Here is a 19,537-nt window from a genome sequence, read left to right on the forward strand (position 1 = left end):
ATGCAAGCTGCCAAGCTCCCCTTTCTTTACGGGTGGTACTGGATTCAGGAAGGATTGCGCTTGTTCAAGCGGCAACCGGCTGCTCTGTTCTTCTGGAGCCTGATCACCTCCATCCTGATCAACCTGAGCAATATTTTCCCTATCGTGGGCCAGATGGTGCTGATCGTGCTGGTCCCGACCATGACCTTCATCATCCAGAATGCCTGTCGTCGCATTCATCAAGGAGAGGTCATGCGCCTGGGCATGTGGACCGAGCCCTTGAAGCCTGCCCCGGTACGCAACCGGCTGATCAAGCTGGGCTTTATTTACCTGCTGGCCTGCCTGGTCGTGGGCTTTGTGGCGACTTTCCCCTTTGTGAATGAGCTGTCCCAGCTAATGGACAACAGCAATGCCACTCCGCAGGAAGTCATGGCAGCCTTTCGCAAGCCCATCATTTTGTTCTTCGTACTGTACCTGGGCCTGTCCGCCCTGTTCTGGCACGCTCCGGCCCTGGTAGGCTGGCATGCCATCCCCGTCAAGCAAGCCCTGTTCTTTTCCATGGTGGCTTGCTGGCGCAACAAGGCCGCCTTCCTGCTGTACGGCCTGTGCTGGGCGGCTGCTTTCTTCGCCATCCAGACCCTGGGCGAATTGCTGCTGGGTGCAGGTTTAAGCCCAGGCACGGCCACCATGGTGCTGACGCCTATCAATCTGGCGATGGCTGCCATCCTGTACGCCAGCTTCTACCCGGCTTACCGCAGCGTGTTTGGTGATCCGATGCGCAATACCGAGCAAGGCTAAGCCCAGCCCAACCATACCCCGCTCCCTGTTTGACGTATTTCCTGCAGGGCGGCGGCCCAAGTCGAAAACAGCTCAGGCCCGGACAGATAGCCGAGCGGTGCCTCCAGCACCGATCTGGCCTTTCTGTGCCACCGTACCACCCCTGGCGATACTGCCGGACAAAACCTCAAAGGCTGATCGCTTTCATCCAGAAAGCAGATATCCAGCGCCTGACGCACTCCCCATAGATGAACCGCTCTGCAAGGCCGCAGCCACACGGCGGTTGCGAAACCCTTGTTCTGTGGCAATGCCTTCCAGCCGCGCCAACGGGCCCAGAAAGTATGGGCGTCGAATAAATACAGGGGCTGTGGTTGCGCCTGCTGCGGCGGCTGTTTGATCAGTACTGATATGGACATCTCCCTAGCCTCCTCCTGCCAGCCAAGGGCCTAACAGACTCATCGCAATCACCAAGAACGTGCAGGGAAAAATGCACACGACCAAAGGGGCCAGTAGATAGACAGGCAGCTTGAGAGCTCTTTGCTCGGCTTCCAGGTGCAAATGACTACGCAGTTTTTCTGCTTGAGCGCGCAGCAACAAGGCCAAGGACAAACCCGTGTCCTGCGCCAGCTCCAAGGACAAGGCCAACTCCTCCAATTCTGCCTGCCTGAAGCTTAAAGCGACATTGCGCATCGCCTGCGGCAAACGCCGTCCTGCTCGAACTTCGCCCTGTACCTTGTTCAAGCTGTTCAGCAGGCTTCCTTGCGGTAGCGCCTGCGTTGCACCCGTCCAGGCCTGCTGCACGCCCAACCCGGACTCGACTGCCAGTACCAGTAGATCCAGAAAGAATGGCAGGTCCCGGCGGCAGCGTGAATGATGCTGGCGCTGCAGTTTTCTTCCCTGTGAGATAGCTTGCAATACGCTCAGGAAGAAACCAATCAGAGCCAGCCCTGCAAGCTCCATCAATGAAGTCCCCTGAGTCAACAAGAAAGCACTAACAAGGCTTGTGAGCAAGGCAGTCAAGGCCACACGTTTGCTTAAAAACCCCCGTACCTCCTTGGCATACGAGCCCCACAATCGCTCCGGCCACTCGTGTACAAAAGGCAGGGACAGGCAAAGATTCAGGACTCTGGAAAACGGCGCTTCCCAAGCCTGCCAGGCCGCCTGCCCCAAACTGCTGCCTCCCTGTAGCAAAAGCAGATAACGGCCGCGCCAAGCCCAAAGGAACGCAATCAGGAACAAGGCCGCACTCAAGGCAGAGAGCATCCAGATCAGTGCGAGCATACTCACCCCTCCCCTCGCAAAATCACTTGCATCCACCACAGCCCCATCAGCAGCATGGCTACTAGCGCTCCCGCCACCCAGACGCCCAATGTGTTGAACCAGGCTTGCTCAAATGCCGTGGCATCCAGAAGATATAAAGCTCCCGCCACAAAACCCGGCAAGCAGAACATGATTCGTGCCTGCAAACGGGCCTGCGCGGTCAAAGCAACAATCTTGTCTTCGATAGTCAGACGCGCCCGAATGGTTTGCGCCAGTATCTTCAAGCGTTCCCCCAGCCCCGCCCCCGTGCTCTGGCCCATCTGCAATGCACTGAACAGCATGGCTAGTTCTGACACCGGCACTCGGCCCAGAAGGTCCTGATACGAGTCCTTGGCATTCAGTCCCAAGCGCTGCTGACGCAAGAGCAAACGCAGCTCTTGTCCCAAGGGTGCTGGCAAGGATTGAGACAACTGCTGCAAAGCCGCTTGCAAGGCCAAACCTGCTTGCAGGCTCAAGGCCAACGACAGCACAAAGTCCGGCAGTTGTCGTCGTAGCATTTCCAGGCGTCGGCGTGCCATCCGGCGCAGAAGTGCTAAAGGCGTTACTGCCGCCAGCAAGGCCACCATCGCAGCCAACCAGAACGACTGCATCAGCCACCAAGCCGTCAGAAAGATCAGGGGCAATAAAGCCCAGGCTCCAAAAGCCAGATACTGGCTGCGCACAAAGACAAAATGCGACTGCAAGCTTTGCTCGGATTGCTTAAGCAATTGCTGTCTATAGCGCGCAGCAAGACGTTGTCCTGAACGCAGCAACCCATACGCCAAAGCGGTGGTACCCAAGACAATCAGCAAAATACTTAGCAATCTCATACTTGCCTCTCTGCTGGAGAAACATGCTCGGACCGCAAGCCACTGGCAGCAAAGCCAAACTCCGGGCGATAGCTGTACAAGGTTTGCAATTGAATACGCTGCGCCTCGATGCCGGTCACCTCCACAATCTCGTACACCAAACGCTTGCCATCAGGCAGGCGGCTAAGCTGCACAATAATGTGCAATGCCCGCGCAATATGCTCTCGCACAACCAGCAAAGGCAAATCCAGACCTGCCATCAACACCATCCCTTCCAGGCGGGACAAGGCATCGCGAGGCGTATTCGCATGCAAAGTCCCCATCGACCCTTCGTGGCCGGTATTCATGGCCGACAACATATCGAAGGCTTCTGCGCCCCGGCACTCTCCCACCACGATGCGGTCTGGCCGCATTCGCAAGGCTTGTCGCAGCAGACTCCGTATATCCACCTGCCCCTGACCTTCTGCATTCGCGGGCCGTGACTCCAAGGCCACCCAATTGCTGTGCTGCAACTGCAACTCGGCCGCGTCTTCCAGGGTCACGATTCGTTCGCCAGAATCAATGCAGGTGCTGAGCACATTCAGCAAGGTGGTTTTGCCCGTACCGGTTCCGCCCGAGACCAGAATATTGCAGCGCCGCTGCACCGCCTGTTGCAGGAAAGCGGCCATCTCCGGCGACAAACTGCCCGTCTGCAAGAGATCCTCCAGCCCCAGGCGTCGTTTGGGGAACTTGCGTATGGTCACGCAGGTTCCCTTGACCGCAATGGGCGACAGTACGGCATGGAAACGCGAGCCGTCGGCCAAGCGCCCATCCACTGCGGGCGAGCTGATATCCAGCCGTCTACCTAAGGGAGCCAGGATGCGGTCAATAATCGCTCGCAAGGCCGACTCGCTGCTGAACACCAGAGGATGGGCCTGGAGCCGCCCCGCCTGCTCAACAAACACCCGGTCGTAATGATTGACCATAATTTCCGAGACTGAGCTATCGGCCAACAAGGGTTCCAGAGGTCCCAAACCCACCGCCTCGGCGCAGACACTGGCTTGCAGTCTGGTCTGTTCATGCTTGGGGACAGCACATTGGGCCTGGATCAGGCGCCCCAGGCAATCAAAGGCTTCCTGCTCCAACTGTTTGTCTGTGACGCGGGAGAGATCCCGGCGCTCCAACTCCAAGGCACTCAACAAGGCTTCATGCAGGCGTTGTTGTTCTTGCCTGAACAGTTCACTGTCCGATATCGGAACATCTGCTTGCCCTGAAGTGCAAGAGCCTTGTCCACTTTGTGCTGCCTTTCGCGGTTCCTCCATCGCAAACGATTGTGGCATTGAGGTTTCCGGTCGATTCCCCAAGTCCGAGACGGCCGTATCAATTCGGGGTTGCGCCATCTGCCCAAAACCAGCAATTCGCAACTTGAACCCACCCAACACCAGCACATCACCCAAGCGCAAGGGCCCATCGTCATAAACCCGTTTGCCGTTAAGCTGCACGCCCGTCAACGAGCCGTGATCCTGGATGTACACCGCCCCCGCCCGTTCCAGCAAGCTGGCATGCTGGCGCGCGATACGCCAGGATGGCAGAACAACATCACAGGCAGGGTCACGTCCTATCAAGGCCGGTAGGCTGACGGTGCAGGGGCGCGTCGTCCCCAGTTCCGACTCAAGCTCAAGGTTCAACACGAAACACCTCACTATCAGGTTCTGCCCATTGCGACCAAGCCCCTCGCCCTGCCTCCTTGGGGAGAGCACGCACGGGGGTGTTCAAACGTGGGGCATCGGGAAAAGTCTGGTCCAGCCACTGGGCAGCATTCGCCTGCCGAGCCAGCAAATCAGGATGCTCTGCCGCCACCAAAGTCGGCGTCACAAATACCGCCAGTTCCGTTTCCTGCCGGGCAAAGCGCTCGGAACGAAACAAGGCGCCCAACACGGGCAAACTGGCCAGCCCCGGCAGACGATCCACATGCCGGGATTCTTCACGCGAGATAAACCCTGCCAGCACTAGCGTCTGCCCTGAGCGCACATTGAACTCGGTCGAGGCTCGGCGGGTTTTCAAGGACGGCCCGGCAGGTTGGGACAAGCTGGCATCAACGGAGCTGACCTCCACCTCGATCTGCGAACGCACCAGCCCACCACGCTCAACTCGCGGCACAATGCGCAGCGACACACCGTAAGGCTTGAAGCTTGTCTTGCTGTTTCCCTTGTCATCCGTGGTGGTGTAAGGCAATTCGCCCCCGGCCAGAAACTCGGCTTGAGAACCACTGCGTGCCAGTAGCTGCGGCTGCGCCAGCACCACCGCATGCCCTTCCTGAGCCATGGCCTGAACACGAGCAGACATCAAGGCACCAACGCCAAAGAACGCCGCCCCCTGCTTGGCAGGAAATGCCAAAGGCAAGACCGCTTCACCCGGCCTGTCCAGAAACTGATGAGTGGCCGCATCCCAGGCACCGCCCATACTCAAACCGCCCTGGGAGCTGCCGTCCCAACGGACACCCAACTCCCGCAGGCTGTTACGCGGCACCTCAACGACCTGTACATCCAACAAGACCATAGGTTCCCAGCCATCCTGCTGCGTGAAATCCAGCAGTTGAGGATGCTCCTGGCTTAACGCCTGAATGCGTTGCTTGTCCTGATCACTCAAGCCCTCTCCTTCCAGCACCAGCTTGCCGCCCAGCTCGCTGATACGTAGCTCAGGAATACGCTCCAGCAAACTTCGTAGCTCCGCCAAGGTTTGCCTATGGTTTTCTGGTGACACATCAACTTGGTAGGACTGGCTTTGCCCCGAATGGGACCAGACTTGCACCACCGTGCTGCCTGTTTTGCGTGCAAACAGAATCAGCTCACCCGATTCCGTGGTGACGGCATGAACAATATCGCCGTCTCCCACCGCCACCCGCTCTACCTGCGTATCAGGCAAAACCATCAACTCGCCCACTTGCAGCCCCAGGCCTTGAGCCTGGCTTTGCAGGCTTGCACCAAACAGGGCGCCAGACAGCAAGCTCACAGCAGCCCGCCTGAGCCAATAGCGATTGGTGCTCATGGCTGCTGCCCCATAGAAAAACTGTCCGGCATATCCAGCCAACCCAGGCGCTCCACGTCTGCCTGCCCAAGCTGCCCTGCAGGTCTATTGCCGTACAAAACCTGTACAGGCTGTTTGGGACTTGCACCCGGCCCCAGTCCCAGAATGTCAGCCAGCTCGCCCCGCACGGCAGCCTGATGGGGCGTATGGTCATCCGGATTGCGCAGCAAGGCACTGATGCGCCCATGTTGTCTGGCCGCCAGCAACTTCAAGGCATCGTCCGGGCCTACATCCAGCGTCAAGGTGTTATAGGCATCCTTATCCACTCGGGCCGTAGCCGAGCCTTCGCCTGACTTTTGCCCCGTTGCCAAGACAAGCACAGACTGCAACAAGGGAGCCGTTACCCGCCGCTGCCTGTCGTCAAAGCTGACATAGATATCAATCAAGTCCCCAGGCCGAATCAGACCCGATACCGAACTGATTGCATCCACTGGCACAGTCAACGCACGCCTGCCAGATAGCAGTTGCTCAGAAAACGGGCTACTGACTTCCTGCACGTGCGCCTTGCTGATCAAGTCTCCTGCCCGTAACGACTGACTCAAAACTTGCCCTAATAGATTTTCAAACTGCGCCACATCCCAGCTGTCACTGGGCACCAGTTCAGCAGGAAAAGCACGGGCGGCCAGATGCTCTGCTTGCAGCACCGTTCCCGCTGCCAGACTGGACGCGGCTACGACCCTATCCAACTGCACACGATGCGCCGCCTGCCGCAGAGCCTCTTCCTGCCGATCCAGATAGCGACTGCTGGTCCCAGCTGCCATCAAACCAGCCAGCAAGGCCAAAAGACCAAACCCTGCACTGGGATGACGACATAGCCACAAGAGTTTTGCCCGAATCATGAGGCCTCCTTTTCACAAGCACGGCAGATCAAGAGCAAGTAGCGCTGCTGTTCATGCTCCAGTTCCATCACATCCAACTCGGCTGGGCCTTTGCGCCAATAACGCTCGCCCGCCTCCGCCCCCCAGTCCTTGCGATGCAAATCCGCTTGCCATCCCGGCTCGGCTATCAACAACCAGCTTTGCACCTGCCCTGGCTGCTCGTGTTGCCACAAGACAGCACCGGCAATGGGTGCCGCAGACCTAAGAGATGAGGGGAAAACGGCCTGACTTGGCTCGGAAACGCTTAACAAACCCGACAAGACTGGAGCCTGAATGTCCTCCAGCCACAAAACGCAGTTCCTGCCATCTCTGGCACGCAGAAACACCCATTGCTCCTCCACTCTGATGGCCCCGTAATGGGCACCACAGAAGGTCTCCAAACGAGAAGCCAAGGTCTGCGCATCCAGGTCTGTGCTCAGACCCCAGCTATACACAGGCCCAACATCGGTCTGTGCCGTTTGCACTTGATCCCACTGAACTTGGGAGTCTTGCAAAGGTGGAAGCAAGGGCCGCGTTGTGGCCGGCACAGGGCTGAACATCAACAAAAGCAGCAAGAGCAAGGCAAGCAGCTGTCTCATGGCTGCTCCTTGGGGCCATGATCCGGCACATAGTCCTGCCACCGGCTCAACCAGTCCAAATCAGCTGGCGTCCGTCTCCAGGCCGCGTCCATAGGCCCAGCATGCCGTACTGTTTCTCTGGCAGCAGGCCGACTTGATGCCACTGCCTCATCCCAAGCAGTCGTACTGCTCTCCAAGCGCTGACGAGTCTGCTGGGTACTGGCAGCCTGTCCTGCCGCCGCCCACAGCCGGGATTGACGCTGCAATTGAGTCTTGGTGGGCAGACCCGCCAGCCAGCGCGGCCACGGAATGGCAACATGCGACTGTGCCGCCCAGAATCCACTACGCAAACTCAAAAGCTCCCATTGCAAGGACTGGGCTGTCGCTATCGGGGATTCCAAAAAATAGGCTGGTGCGGCTTCCTGAACAGGGCTAACCACTGCTGAAACCGGCTTGCCATGAGCATCGTGCATGAACAGGCTCAAATGCATGCTTTGCTGCATTTGCTGCAAGCGATACTGCTGCTGCATCAGCCAGCGCCCCGCCATCACCATCAAACCCAACACCACACCCAGCAAGCAGGCCTCGACCAGTGCCAACCCTTTTTGTCGCGTGTTCATAATCGGCGGCCCCCTGCGTCCATCAGCCGTGCCTGCCAGAAAGGCAGAAACAGGCTGGGCTCCACATCCGCCCCAGAATCAGCACTAACCGGCGGCAGGGAGAAAAACGATTGAGCTGCCGCCCGTGTATGAACGGTCTGCCCCAAATGGCCTTGGGCCTGCAAGCTCAGTACCAGATCAGGGCCAGCACTTTGCTCGGGATCTGACAAGGCATACCCGTCTACCCACGGCCGTTGCCCCCAGGGTCTGGCGTCTCGCCGCGCCCAGGAGTGCGCTACGGTATTGCCTTGAGCCGATAGCAAGGAGCCATTGCCCTGCTCCAGCGCCCACTTCCAGAAGCTCTGCCCGGAAAAGTCATCCGGCGCATCAACCCCCGACGCATGCGCAGGCGTTTGCAAGGCCCACGCCATGGCATATTCCCGGAAATAACAGCCTATCCAACGGTTGGAACGCACCATATGCATGGAATGCGTATCGTTGGAATGCCAGCGGCCCGAGCGATCAAACTCAGTACGACCAGCGCGACGCAAACGATGCTGCCACAAGGGACAACGTCGATCGACACCGGGATAAGAGCGAGCCTCGTAATCCCGTGGGGCCAGAAACCCGTACAAGGAAACCAGGCGCCCCAAACCCGACTGCCACTGCGCTCGTCCGGATTGCAGCGACAGAAACAACGGCCAACCGTCCTGCTCAAGCTGCCAGCGAATGGCCTGGGCGGGCCAATCCGGCAAACTACCGTCCAAGGTCGCTTGAATAATGGCTTGCCGTCGTTGCGATAAACCCTCTACCAATTGCCATTGAGCCTGCGCCAGCACGTCATGAATCAAACGATGATGGGATTGAAAAGCCTGCTCCAAAGCCTGTTGATTGTCTCCAGCAGAACGCGCCTGGGTATAGGCCAGTCCATGTGCGGAGCCAAACATCATGGCGACCAAGTGCGCAGGCGGATTCGCCCGGCGTGCTTGCCCGGACTGAGTTTGCGCGGCCCTGTCCCAGGTTGCCAAGGTCAATAAATGCCCCAAGGCCAATTGATGCCCCAGCTGCGCCCGGTTGATATAAGCCAGCAGATTCAAAGTGCGCGCCTGCTCGGTGGCGGCACCATAGGCAGCGGCATCCAGCACCAGGGACAAGCGCCCTTGCTGCTCGGCAATCTGGTTCACGTGAAAATAGCCGCCCCAGGCGACAGAAAGGAGCGCCAGCGCGATCAGGCCCCAGGCCAGCGCCGCCCCCTCTTGGGGTCGATTGGGCTGCCTCATTGCGCATTGCCCGTAAAGGATTTCAGGCTTTTGGAACTGCCTTGAGCCGCCGCCGCAGAAGCGGCCGATTGCGCTTGTTGAGTCTGCTCGGAACCATCCTCGCCCGCCAGTTCCTTGGCCATGGCCGCGGTCTGGTTGCGAATCACCTGACCGAAGGACTGGTAAACAGCAATGGCCGCCACCGCGACCAAAGCCACAATAATCAAATACTCGACCATGCCCTGGCCGCGCTGCCGCCTGATGAACTGTCTCATTGGAATCTCCCAAAAGTCAGTTCACAGTCTGCCCCTTGGCAGCGGGCCAGAATATTCGCAAAAACCGAGCTAGATAGGCTTGTCCAGCTACTAGTGTTAAACCCGTAAGCATAAAAAAACCCGCCATCAGGCGGGTTTTTCCTCAAACAAATACAGATCAGACCAGACGCACGTCTATGCTGCCCAGACCGTCGATCGCCCCGTGCATCACATCACCACGTTCCACCGAACCGACACCGGCAGGGGTTCCCGTGAAGATGATGTCGCCTGGAACCAACTCGAACAGGCCCGACAGATACGCGATGGACTCAGCCACATTCCAGATCAGTTGATTCAAATCGCCGGTCTGGCGACGCTCGCCGTTGACGTCCAGGGTGATGGCACCTTGGGACAGCTCGCCAATACGGCTACGTGGCACCAGAGGACCAGTTGGTGCAGAGTGGTCAAAGGCTTTGCCCACTTCCCAGGGACGACCGGCTTTTTTGGCTTGCGTCTGCAAATCCCGACGGGTCATGTCCAGACCCACCGCGTATCCCCACACACATTCAGCAGCCTGCTCCACGGTCAGATCACGCCCGCCTTTGGACAAAGCCACGACGAGTTCGATCTCGTGATGCAGATCCTGGGTGCGGGAGGGATAAGGCATGTCGCAGACTTGGCCGGGCAGCACATTCAAGATGGAGTCTGCCGGTTTGCAGAAGAAGAAAGGATCTTCGCGACCGGTAAAACCCATTTCCTGCGCATGCTCGACATAATTGCGGCCGACGCAATAAATGCGGCGTACAGGAAAAACCTGCTCACTGTCCTGTACGTTCAGTGCCGCAACAGCTGGAGTGGGGATGACGGTATTCATTTTGCCTGGCCGTCAGCAAAGCGCTTGGCACCATCTACCAGTTCTTTCTTGGCAGCTTCGATACCGTCCCAGCCCTTGACCTTGACCCATTTACCTTTTTCGATGTCTTTGTAGTGCTCGAAAAAGTGCTTGATGCGCTCCAGCTCTTCAGGCTGCAGATCTTCAGGCGACTTCACGTTGCGGTACAGAGGATACAGCTTGTCGGTAGGTACAGCCAGCAGTTTGGCATCGCCACCTGCTTCGTCGTCCATGTGCAGCACGCCGATAGGACGGCAAGGAATCACGGCACCGATCTGGATTGGGAAAGGAGCAATCACCAGCACGTCAACCGGGTCACCATCGTCCGAAATGGTTTGTGGAACGTAGCCGTAGTTGCAGGGGTAATGCATGGCGGTCAGCATGAAGCGGTCCACAAAAACCACGCCGTTTTCGTCAACCTCGTATTTGACGGGGTCCGAGTTCATGGGGATTTCGATGACTACGTTGATCTCGTCGGGCAGTTTTTTGCCAGCTGGTATTTGGGCGAGGCTCATTCGTGCAAACCTTTAAAAATAAAAGAAATTAATCGTTGGAGCGTCGAGGACGATCCGAAGTTTGAGAGAGATCGACCCCTGGGATAGGAGCCGTATCAAAGTAATCATCCAGATCCGAAGAGGAGCTCAAGCTGTCCTGCGAAGGCGTGGCAGCAGGCGGGACGGGCTCGGCCACGACAGGCAAGGGGCGACCCTGATCGGGCAGGTCCTCGGCCACGACGCTGGCCGCATAGGTGTAATGCGGCAGATCGTCGTCATCCTGCGATGGCAGGCTGTCTGCATCGGTATGGCTGGGGTCGTGGCGCGTGTCCGCGGCTGGCAAAGCCGTACTGACCGCCAGAATCGGCAAGGTACCGGCCATGGAAGCGGCTTTGCGCCAGTAGGAAACAGCTTCGTCGTGTCGACCCAGGCTATCGTACAGATTGCCCAGCAAAGCGTGATTGCGCAGATCGCCCTGGATTTTCAGGCTGCGCAGCAGGTAATGCTCGCCCTGCCCCCACAACTGGCTGGTCAGGCACAGATGGCCCAAGGTGGACAGCAAAACCGGATTATTGGGTTGGCTACGCAACCACTCTTCGGCCTTGGCCAAACGACGGCCGACATATTCAGGTGGGCACTGGGCGTAGGCTTCCAGCAAGCGGCTGTCAAAGCTGGCAGCAATGGCTGGTTCCAGAATACGACCGGCGTCTTCGTAATTGCCTTCACGCTCTTGAATCAGGGCAGCTTCCAGCGCTACGCCGGGCAAGATTTTCTCTTCGGACTTCAGATCCGACCACAAGGCCTTGAACTGTTCAACACCCCCGGCACGCAGGCGAGCGGCAGCAGCAAATTCAATGTAACTCAGCGCCTCTTGACGCTCGATGCCACCGCGGCGCACCAGCAAACGGGTCAATTCGTAAACGCGTTCGGCATTGCCTTGCTGGCGATAGGCGCGCAGCAACAAACGAGTGGCATGCAAGTGACGCGAGCTGGCGTCCTGCAAATCCTTCAGCAGTTCGATGGCTTCTTCGGTACGGTTCTGATCCAGGTAAAGCTCAGCCGACGCCACGGCGCTGGCTTCTTTCAAGCGTGCATCATCGCCCGCGGCGGCACGGGCCGCAGCCAAGGCTTCGTCACGTTGGGCAATCTGACCCTGGTAATGTGCAGCACGAGCCGCAGCCAAACCTGCCACGACTTTGCTGGACTGAGAGCGGGTTCTGCTCATCAGCTTCATCATGTCTTTTTCAGCTTGCTCGTAACGCCCTTCCAGAATGCTGATCCAGCCTGTTTCCAGCAAAGTTTGGTCGCGGCGTTGAGCACGACGACCACGCCACAGGCGAAAACGCTCCGGGCCATCGCTGAACCAGGCCAGCAGACGCAGCAGCACGTACAGAACGATGAACAGACCCAGAGTGCACAGCACAACGTAGGTCAGCGAGGCACGCGCCAGATAATGCGGCGTGACCAAGTAGACATTACCAGCGTGTTCGCGCAAGACCAGCGCCAGGGCGACCGCAGCGATAAATAAGATGAGAGTCCAAAACCAAGTACGCATACCTTACCCCTGCGCCTGAGCAGGCTGTTCCATCCCGGTTTGAGCGGGAGTGCCAGACTCAGTCTGTTCGGCCGCAGGAGCAGCAGACTCCTCCTGGCTGTCAGGCTCCGTGGACTGAGGAGGATCGGACAGGATGTGGTCCGTGCCACCCTGTTCGGTCGTGGTGTCGTCGGCATTGTCCTGATTGCGACCGGCCTGCGCCTGACGCAAGCTTTCAATGGCTGCCAAGGTGTTATTCACCGTAGGCAAACGCGCACCGATGCGGGTGTCTTGCAACTGACGGGTCAGGCGCAAGGCCTGTTGAACCTGATTCGACTGCGTATCAAAACGTTTTTCCAGAGCCGTCGCCACCGCATTCAGCTCGGTCTGCCAGACAGCAGACTGGTTCATCATCATGGCCAGCTGTGCCGCCATAATGCGCAGACGCAGGTTTTCACGCAGGCGAGCGGCCTGATCGGGCGACATCAGCAAGGCGGCGGCATCATCTACACGACGGATGGAGACAAACTGCCCCAGATCGTGGCTGACAGAGCGCCAGGCGCTGCTACCCCACTGCTCCACCGTATTCCAGCTGCGTTCCCACCAAGGGGCGTCGTCAGGCAAGTCGGCAGGCGCTGCTGCTGCCTCGGACGACAAGTCCAGGGCTTCGGTATTCGCACCACCCGCAACGTCGTCGGGCACCAGCAAAGGCGCTTCCGACACGTAACGCGACAAGGTGTCCAGCTGACGCGACAAAGAAGCCACATCAACGGTGGCCGCGGCACGCAGACGCTCCAGATCACCATTCAGTGTTTGTTGCAAGGAGGCCAAACCTACGCGATTGGCACGCGCCAACTGCGCCTGGGCGGCTTCCAGAGAAACGATGGCATTGGCCACATTGCCACCCAGCATCAGCTGTTGCTGCGCAATCGTGGCCAGGTGATCAATATCATTCAGCAGCACCAATTCCGAGCCGCTGTCTGTCATGGTCTGGAAAGCTTGGCTCAGATCATGAAACTGTTCGGTGGAATCGTTAAAGGATTTTTCCAGCTGGGTGAGCTTGTCAGATTGACGCTGTGCCAATGCCAAGGCCTGCTGGGCGGTTTGGCGCGCCTGCTCCGTGGTGTTGATATTGGTTGCCAACTGGGATTGCAGTTCGGCCTTGTGCTTTTCCAGCAATGAGTTCTGGTACCACAGACCGGCAGCGGCCAACACTACAACAACAGCCGTCAAAGCATAAGCCGGACCCGCGCCACTTTTACGCTTTTGCGGCGCAGTGGTGCTGTCTTTGGGTTCGGAGTACGGACGAGAAGCCGTTGTACTGGCTGGGCTGGAAATCGGAGTCTCCGGTTCGCTTGCGGATGCGTTCTCTGTTTTATCGTTCATGGCAAGATTGTAATCCGTGTGAGGCTAATCGCGCGAGAGCACCGCCATCAAGGCAGCGACAATGTCATCATCGTCTGGCGTACACCTTTTTACCATTGGTGGCGCTGCGATTCCAGCCTGCAACAATAAGGACTGTAAATGTTCTTCAATACGCGGATGAATGACCACATAGGCGCATCGCGCCCAAACATCCAGTAAACCCAGGCTTTGTGCATTGGCAAATATCGCATCGGCACTTTGGGAGCTGCTGAGCAAAACAGCCAGGCGGCCTGCCTGCAAACTGTCACGAAGTTGGCGGCCCTGCTCCGCGCTCCACTGGGCAGGGCTACGCTGGTAAATAGCCAGACGCTGAACCTGAATACCGTGACTCTCCAACTGCTGTCCCAACCACTCACGACCGCTATGGCCGCGCACAATCAGAACCCGCTCAAGTTGTGCGAGTCGGGGTTCCAGCACCGTCCACAAGGCCTCTGAATCCTGCAAGGAATCAGCGCTTGCAGGGTGAAGTACGGCTTCTGGGGACACGCCCTGCTGGGCGCGCAGACAGGCCGCGGTGGCAAAACCAACGGCAGCCAGCAATACCTTGTCAGGCCAGCGTTGACCGCGCGCCTGCAAGGCCGCAAAGTAGAAATTGACCGCACTGCTGCTCACAAAGAGCACCAGATCAAAATCCTGGGGGTCTTGCCATTGCTCTTCGGACAGGTTTTGAGCCTCCAGCTTCAAAGCAGGCAACACCAAGGAAGAAAAACCCTGCGCGGCCAGAGCGGCCGACAGGGTTTCGTTCCGTCCCGCGGGGCGGGTCAGCAAGACACAGGGCAGGTTCATGCCGCTTTACTCGCCTTCTGCAGGCTGTTCCGTAAGCAAACGATCCAGAATGGCTTGAGCACCTTGCTGCTTCAGATCCTCTGCCAGCGACAGACCCAGCTCTTCCGCATCTTTAGCGGCGCCTTGGATCTGGGCACGGTAAACCGTGGAACCATCAGGCTCGGCCACCAGACCACTTAGTTTCAGTTCGTCACCATCCAGCGTGGCATAGGCGGCCAAAGGTACCTGACAGGAGCCGCCCAAGGCGCGCGATACCGCACGTTCGGCCAGCGCACATACATGGCTGGTGGCATGCGCCAAAGGCGCTAGCCATTGAGCCACATCGGTACGGGTTTTCAGGATCTCGATGCCCAAAGCCCCCTGCCCGGCGGCAGGCAAGCTGTCTTCAATCGAGATGTAATCGCGAATACGCTCGGCCAGTTCCAGACGGCGCAAACCGGCCGAAGCCAGAATGATGGCGTCGTAATCGCCCCGATCCAGCTTGGACAAACGTGTCTGCACATTGCCCCGCAAGGGACGAATGTCCAGATGTGGGTAGCGCTCACGAATCTGGGACTCGCGGCGCAAACTGGACGTGCCTACGATGGCGCCAGCAGGTAGAGCCGCAAGATTGGGATAAGTATTGGAAACAAAAGCATCGCGTGGATCGTCCCGTTCCATGATGATGGGCAGATCAAAGGACTCGGGCAACACCACCGGCACGTCTTTCAGGGAGTGCACGGCCAGATGGGCACGGCCATCGAGCAAGGCGGTTTCCAGCTCTTTGACAAACAGGCCCTTGCCACCCACTTTGGACAGCGTACGATCCAGAATCTGATCGCCACGGGTGGTCATTTCCAGCAAGGACACCTTGCACTGCGGGTACAGCTGCTGCAAACGGTCGCGTACATGCTTGGCTTGCCACAAGGCCAGTTGACTGGCACGAGTGGCAATCACCAATTCCTGAGGAGTAGAAGCCACAGCGGTCATGCAGCGAAGTAGCGCACGATGGCTGCTGCAACAATACCGATAATGGCCAGGATCCCTAAGCCTTGCAGCAGAGACAGACCGCTTTCCTGACCTTTGGCGTCGGAGGATTTAAAAATTGCCATAGAACTATGCTTCCTTGGTAGAACCTTTACGGTGCGCCAGCCATTTGCCCAGCGCCACCACTAATAAGGCACAAACTATCTCGACCCCGAGTTTAACAGGCTGGGGCTGCACGCCAAATTGATTTTCCACAATCTTGTCCGTGACCAGCATGCCGCCTGCAATCCAGCCCAACAAGGCGCCGCCCAGGGTGACCACAACGGGGAAACGGTCAATCAGTTTCAGGACCAGGGTACTTCCCCAGACAATAATGGGGACACTTAGCAATAAACCAAAGATCACATAGCCCAACTGGTGATCCAGATGGGCGTTCTGCGCGGCACCCGCAATGGCGATCACGTTATCCAGGCTCATCACGAAATCCGCGATGATAATGGTTTTGACTGCCGCCCAGATCGTTCCGCCCCCTTGAATGTTGCCGTGTGCATCATCGTCGGGCATCAACAGCTTGATGCCTATCCACACGAGCAAAAGACCGCCCACCACTTTCAGGAATGGCAGATCCAGCAAGGTCAAGGCAAAGAAAATCAACACGACGCGCAAGATAATCGCGCCTGCGGTACCCCACAAAATGCCTTGCATACGCTGCTGCTTGGGCAGGTTGCGACAGGCAAGTGCGATGACGACAGCATTGTCGCCACCCAGCAAAATATCAATCAGTACAATTTGAAACAGTGAACCCCAATGCAGGGTTTGAAGGAATTCAATCATTTCGTTCCCGTGTTGCTAAACGTTAGCTCTCTTCCCAGCCGCTGGACAAATATTCTTTTTTTGTCGCCGGGCCGTCCCAAGACAACAATGCCCCTGAAAGCAGCAAACTAATTCTAGCCTGTGCAAGATGGGGGCTTCTTTTTCTTACTTGATTCGTTTCAGCATGATCAGGCTGGCCAGATTCGGGAAGGAATGCGCCGGGTTGTGGTGTTTTTCTTGACGAAACCGGCTGGCCAATCTTGCCCGGCTGCTCATGGCAGCCAGACAAAGAGCCCGCCAAAGCGGGCCCCGGTACTACATTTTTACAGCACTTCCTTGAGCAGCTTGCCCATTTCGGATGGGTTGCGAGTGGTACGAATACCGCAAGCTTCCATCACTTCCAGCTTGGCGTCGGCCGTGTCGGCACCACCGGAGATCAGGGCACCAGCGTGACCCATGCGTTTTCCGGGAGGCGCTGTCACACCAGCGATAAAGCCAACAACGGGCTTGGTCATATTGTCTTTAGCCCACAAAGCCGCGTTGACTTCGTCTGGACCGCCGATCTCGCCAATCATGATAACGGCATCGGTATCAGGATCGTCGTTGAACATCTTCAGTACGTCGATGTGCTTCAAACCGTTGATTGGGTCGCCACCGATACCCACAGCCGAGGATTGACCCAGGCCCAGTTCGGTTACTTGAGCAACGGCTTCGTATGTCAGCGTACCGGAGCGGCTGACCACACCGATGCGGCCCTTGCGGTGAATGTGGCCGGGCATGATACCGATCTTAAGCTCGTCAGGAGTGATCAGACCGGGGCAGTTCGGGCCCAGCAGCAAGGTTTTGCGGTTTTCAGCGCGCATGCGGTTGCGAACTTCCAGCATATCGCGAACAGGGATGCCTTCGGTAATGCAGATAACCAGGTCCAGGTCAGCTTCAACCGCTTCCCAGATGGCAGCCGCAGCACCTGCGGGTGGAACGTAAATAACCGACACGGTCGCGCCGGTTTCAGCCTTGGCGTCGGACACGGAGGCGTAGATAGGTACACCTTCAAAATCCTCACCAGCACGCTTGGGGTTCACGCCAGCCACAAAGGCTTCCATGCCGTTACCGTATTCACGGCACATGCGAGTGTGGAACTGGCCGGTCTTGCCGGTGATCCCTTGCGTGATGACTTTGGTGTCTTTATTGATCAGAATCGACATTTGCTAATCCTCAACCTTTTCTTACTTGGCGGCAGCGACAACAGCAGTCGCAGCTTCGGCCATGGTGTCAGCACTGATGATGGGCAGACCGGAATCGGCCAGCATTTTCTTGCCCAGCTCTTCGTTGGTACCCTTCATGCGTACCACCAGAGGCACGTTCAGGTTGACGGCCTTGCACGCAGCGATCACGCCTTCAGCGATCACGTCGCAGCGCATGATGCCGCCGAAGATGTTAACCAGAATGGCTTTGACGCCCTTGTTGGCCAACATGATCTTGAAGGCTTCAGTAACTTTTTCGGCCGTAGCGCCACCGCCCACGTCCAGGAAGTTGGCAGGCTCGCCGCCAAACAGCTTGATGGTGTCCATGGTCGCCATGGCCAGACCGGCACCGTTCACCAGGCAGCCGATGTTGCCGTCCAGCTGGATGTAGGCCAGATCGTATTTGCTGGCTTCAACTTCAGCAGGATCTTCTTCAGCCAGGTCACGGAAAGCCACGATATCGGGGTGACGGAACAAAGCGTTGCCATCAAAGTTGAACTTGGCGTCCAAAGCGATGATGTCGCCCGAGCCGGTCAGGATCAGAGGGTTGATCTCGGCCAGTTCAGCGTCGGTTTCGGTGTAGCACTTGTACAGCTTCTGGAATTCCGCAACGGCTTTCTCGATGGAAGCGTCAGGAACGCCAATACCGCGAGCCAGCTTGGTGGCTTGCTCGTTGGTCAGACCAAGGGCTGGGTCCACGAATTCTTTCAGAATGGCATCAGGGTCACGCTCGGCCACTTCTTCAATTTCCATGCCGCCTTCGCTGGAAGCCATCACGGCCACGCGCTGGGTAGCACGGTCGGTAACGATACCGACGTAGTATTCCTTCTTGATGTCCGCGCCTTCCTCGATCAGCAGGCGACCCACTTTCTGGCCTTCAGGACCAGTTTGGTGAGTGATCAGCTGCATGCCCAGGATTTCCGAGGCCAGTTGACGCACTTCGTCCATCGAGCGAGCCAGCTTGACGCCACCGCCCTTGCCACGGCCACCGGCGTGAATCTGGGCTTTGACAACCCACACAGAGCCACCCAGCTCCTGCGCAGCTGCAACCGCTTCATCGACGGAGAAGGCAGGAATTCCGCGTGGCACGGCAACGCCAAACTGCTTAAGCAGTGCTTTGCCCTGATATTCGTGAATTTTCATGTGATACCTGTCAGTCTAAAAACACAATAAAAAAAGAAGGCAGGAACCCAAGGCCTGAGCCCGAGACCTGACTAAAACAAAAAACTAATCCATCCCGTCGGTGACTTTGGGTCGAAACCAGACAGGATAAAACTCCTCAACCACGGGACCGCTCAAACGCAAGGCATGACAGCCATCCAGGTGGAAAGGCTGCTTATCGGTGCGATAGATTTCTGATTCCCCACTGCTGCGACGTCGTCCGGCCATGGTCTGTACCGCGGTGGTTGGCAACACCTGCGCCAACTCGCTCATGTGCGTACAGCCAGCCGAGCGCCCAAAGCGCTCTTTGACACCCTGACGAAACTGCTTGAGCAAATTCAGGCCCACCAATTTCCGGTAGGCGTCCGAAATGGACGAACAGTTGTCCTGATAGGGGGCCGCATCGTAGACCGCCACCGCATCCACAATCTCGAAGCTGCTATCGATGGTGACACGCAGGTGCATCAAGTGGACGGGATCACCTGCCTTGTGGGTCTGGCCATTGCGTATGGGAAAGTCGTAGGACTTCACATCCAGCAGCGAGGCCTCCAGGTCCCAGAGGCCATCTTCCCGCGCAAACGACTGTACCGTGATGGTACGTGTATGCATCGGTTCACGGGCGACGGACGGCGGGGGTAAAGGCATTGATATGGACGAGGCGGCAAGATTGAAACCGATCAAGTATAACGCACCTCGTATGTTCCGTATCAGCCACTTACATAATCAGCAAGCGTATCCAAAGCGG

At 57.7% G+C, this 19,537-nt stretch carries 22 protein-coding genes; 1 reads left to right on the forward strand and 21 read right to left on the reverse strand.

From position 1 onward, the window contains the following. Window positions 1-777, forward strand: a complete 777-nt coding sequence (locus CPY64_RS09240; protein WP_042481063.1) for a BPSS1780 family membrane protein — start codon at window positions 1-3, stop codon at window positions 775-777. Here CPY64_RS09240 and CPY64_RS09245 read toward each other — a convergent pair. The 21 genes from CPY64_RS09245 to CPY64_RS09340 all read right to left on the reverse strand — a co-directional run bounded on the left by CPY64_RS09245 (window position 774) and on the right by CPY64_RS09340 (window position 19,437). After that, a complete protein-coding gene (locus CPY64_RS09245) occupies window positions 774-1,172 on the reverse strand; it encodes a DUF192 domain-containing protein (RefSeq protein ID WP_042481066.1) in 399 nt (132 codons plus the stop codon). The two genes, CPY64_RS09240 and CPY64_RS09245, sit on opposite strands and share 4 nt — an antisense overlap. A gap of 4 nt (window positions 1,173-1,176) precedes the next feature. Beyond that, window positions 1,177-2,037 (reverse strand): type II secretion system F family protein, encoded by an 861-nt coding sequence (locus tag CPY64_RS09250; protein WP_226791356.1) that lies wholly within the window; start codon window positions 2,035-2,037, stop codon window positions 1,177-1,179. A 2-nt stretch (window positions 2,038-2,039) separates the two neighbouring features. Then, window positions 2,040-2,885, reverse strand: a complete 846-nt coding sequence (locus tag CPY64_RS09255) for a type II secretion system F family protein (protein ID WP_042481071.1) — start codon at window positions 2,883-2,885, stop codon at window positions 2,040-2,042. Beyond that, on the reverse strand, window positions 2,882-4,531 hold the full coding sequence (locus tag CPY64_RS09260; RefSeq protein ID WP_052362897.1) for a TadA family conjugal transfer-associated ATPase: 1,650 nt from the start codon (window positions 4,529-4,531) through the stop codon (window positions 2,882-2,884). Before CPY64_RS09260 ends, CPY64_RS09255 begins: the two co-directional genes overlap by 4 nt. Next, a complete protein-coding gene (locus CPY64_RS09265; RefSeq protein ID WP_226791357.1) occupies window positions 4,521-5,891 on the reverse strand; it encodes a type II and III secretion system protein family protein in 1,371 nt (456 codons plus the stop codon). The genes CPY64_RS09260 and CPY64_RS09265 overlap by 11 nt, the downstream gene beginning before the upstream one ends. Beyond that, the gene (cpaB, locus tag CPY64_RS09270) at window positions 5,888-6,769 is read right to left on the reverse strand and encodes a Flp pilus assembly protein CpaB (protein WP_042481075.1); all 882 of its coding nucleotides are present in this window, start codon (window positions 6,767-6,769) and stop codon (window positions 5,888-5,890) included. Before cpaB ends, CPY64_RS09265 begins: the two co-directional genes overlap by 4 nt. After that, window positions 6,766-7,386, reverse strand: a complete 621-nt coding sequence (locus CPY64_RS09275) for a hypothetical protein (protein WP_042481077.1) — start codon at window positions 7,384-7,386, stop codon at window positions 6,766-6,768. Before CPY64_RS09275 ends, cpaB begins: the two co-directional genes overlap by 4 nt. Beyond that, window positions 7,383-7,985: a hypothetical protein gene (locus CPY64_RS09280; protein ID WP_042481080.1), complete on the reverse strand. Its 603-nt coding sequence runs from the start codon at window positions 7,983-7,985 to the stop codon at window positions 7,383-7,385. Before CPY64_RS09280 ends, CPY64_RS09275 begins: the two co-directional genes overlap by 4 nt. Continuing rightward, entirely contained in the window at window positions 7,982-9,244 is a 1,263-nt protein-coding gene (locus CPY64_RS09285) for a hypothetical protein (RefSeq protein WP_042481082.1), read from the reverse strand. The genes CPY64_RS09280 and CPY64_RS09285 overlap by 4 nt, the downstream gene beginning before the upstream one ends. After that, window positions 9,241-9,498, reverse strand: a complete 258-nt coding sequence (locus CPY64_RS09290) for a hypothetical protein (RefSeq protein WP_042481085.1) — start codon at window positions 9,496-9,498, stop codon at window positions 9,241-9,243. The genes CPY64_RS09285 and CPY64_RS09290 overlap by 4 nt, the downstream gene beginning before the upstream one ends. A gap of 157 nt (window positions 9,499-9,655) precedes the next feature. Then, the gene (locus CPY64_RS09295) at window positions 9,656-10,351 is read right to left on the reverse strand and encodes a fumarylacetoacetate hydrolase family protein (RefSeq protein ID WP_042481086.1); all 696 of its coding nucleotides are present in this window, start codon (window positions 10,349-10,351) and stop codon (window positions 9,656-9,658) included. Next, window positions 10,348-10,884, reverse strand: coding sequence for an inorganic diphosphatase (gene ppa, locus CPY64_RS09300; protein WP_042481091.1), 537 nt, complete (start codon window positions 10,882-10,884; stop codon window positions 10,348-10,350). Before ppa ends, CPY64_RS09295 begins: the two co-directional genes overlap by 4 nt. Before the next feature lie 28 nt (window positions 10,885-10,912). Beyond that, on the reverse strand, window positions 10,913-12,418 hold the full coding sequence (locus CPY64_RS09305) for a heme biosynthesis HemY N-terminal domain-containing protein (protein WP_042481094.1): 1,506 nt from the start codon (window positions 12,416-12,418) through the stop codon (window positions 10,913-10,915). Window positions 12,419-12,421: 3 nt separating this feature from the next. Further along, window positions 12,422-13,783 (reverse strand): uroporphyrinogen-III C-methyltransferase, encoded by a 1,362-nt coding sequence (locus CPY64_RS09310; protein WP_042481097.1) that lies wholly within the window; start codon window positions 13,781-13,783, stop codon window positions 12,422-12,424. 24 nt (window positions 13,784-13,807) lie between these two features. Next, window positions 13,808-14,608, reverse strand: a complete 801-nt coding sequence (locus CPY64_RS09315) for a uroporphyrinogen-III synthase (protein ID WP_042481101.1) — start codon at window positions 14,606-14,608, stop codon at window positions 13,808-13,810. 6 nt (window positions 14,609-14,614) lie between these two features. Continuing rightward, complete coding sequence (gene hemC, locus CPY64_RS09320; RefSeq protein ID WP_042481104.1) at window positions 14,615-15,577, reverse strand: hydroxymethylbilane synthase; 963 nt, start codon at window positions 15,575-15,577, stop codon at window positions 14,615-14,617. Continuing rightward, entirely contained in the window at window positions 15,574-15,699 is a 126-nt protein-coding gene (locus tag CPY64_RS19255; RefSeq protein ID WP_003799533.1) for a hypothetical protein, read from the reverse strand. Before CPY64_RS19255 ends, hemC begins: the two co-directional genes overlap by 4 nt. A 4-nt stretch (window positions 15,700-15,703) precedes the next feature. Continuing rightward, window positions 15,704-16,408 (reverse strand): TerC family protein, encoded by a 705-nt coding sequence (locus CPY64_RS09325; protein WP_042481108.1) that lies wholly within the window; start codon window positions 16,406-16,408, stop codon window positions 15,704-15,706. A 302-nt stretch (window positions 16,409-16,710) separates the two neighbouring features. After that, a complete protein-coding gene (sucD, locus tag CPY64_RS09330; RefSeq protein WP_009461784.1) occupies window positions 16,711-17,592 on the reverse strand; it encodes a succinate--CoA ligase subunit alpha in 882 nt (293 codons plus the stop codon). A gap of 21 nt (window positions 17,593-17,613) precedes the next feature. Next, on the reverse strand, window positions 17,614-18,774 hold the full coding sequence (sucC, locus tag CPY64_RS09335; RefSeq protein ID WP_042481113.1) for an ADP-forming succinate--CoA ligase subunit beta: 1,161 nt from the start codon (window positions 18,772-18,774) through the stop codon (window positions 17,614-17,616). A gap of 84 nt (window positions 18,775-18,858) precedes the next feature. Beyond that, window positions 18,859-19,437: a DUF2889 domain-containing protein gene (locus CPY64_RS09340; protein ID WP_042481115.1), complete on the reverse strand. Its 579-nt coding sequence runs from the start codon at window positions 19,435-19,437 to the stop codon at window positions 18,859-18,861. Window positions 19,438-19,537: the final 100 nt, after the last annotated feature.

Origin of the sequence: Alcaligenes faecalis, from assembly GCF_002443155.1 — a bacterium.
GTDB lineage: Bacteria > Pseudomonadota > Gammaproteobacteria > Burkholderiales > Burkholderiaceae_B > Alcaligenes > Alcaligenes faecalis.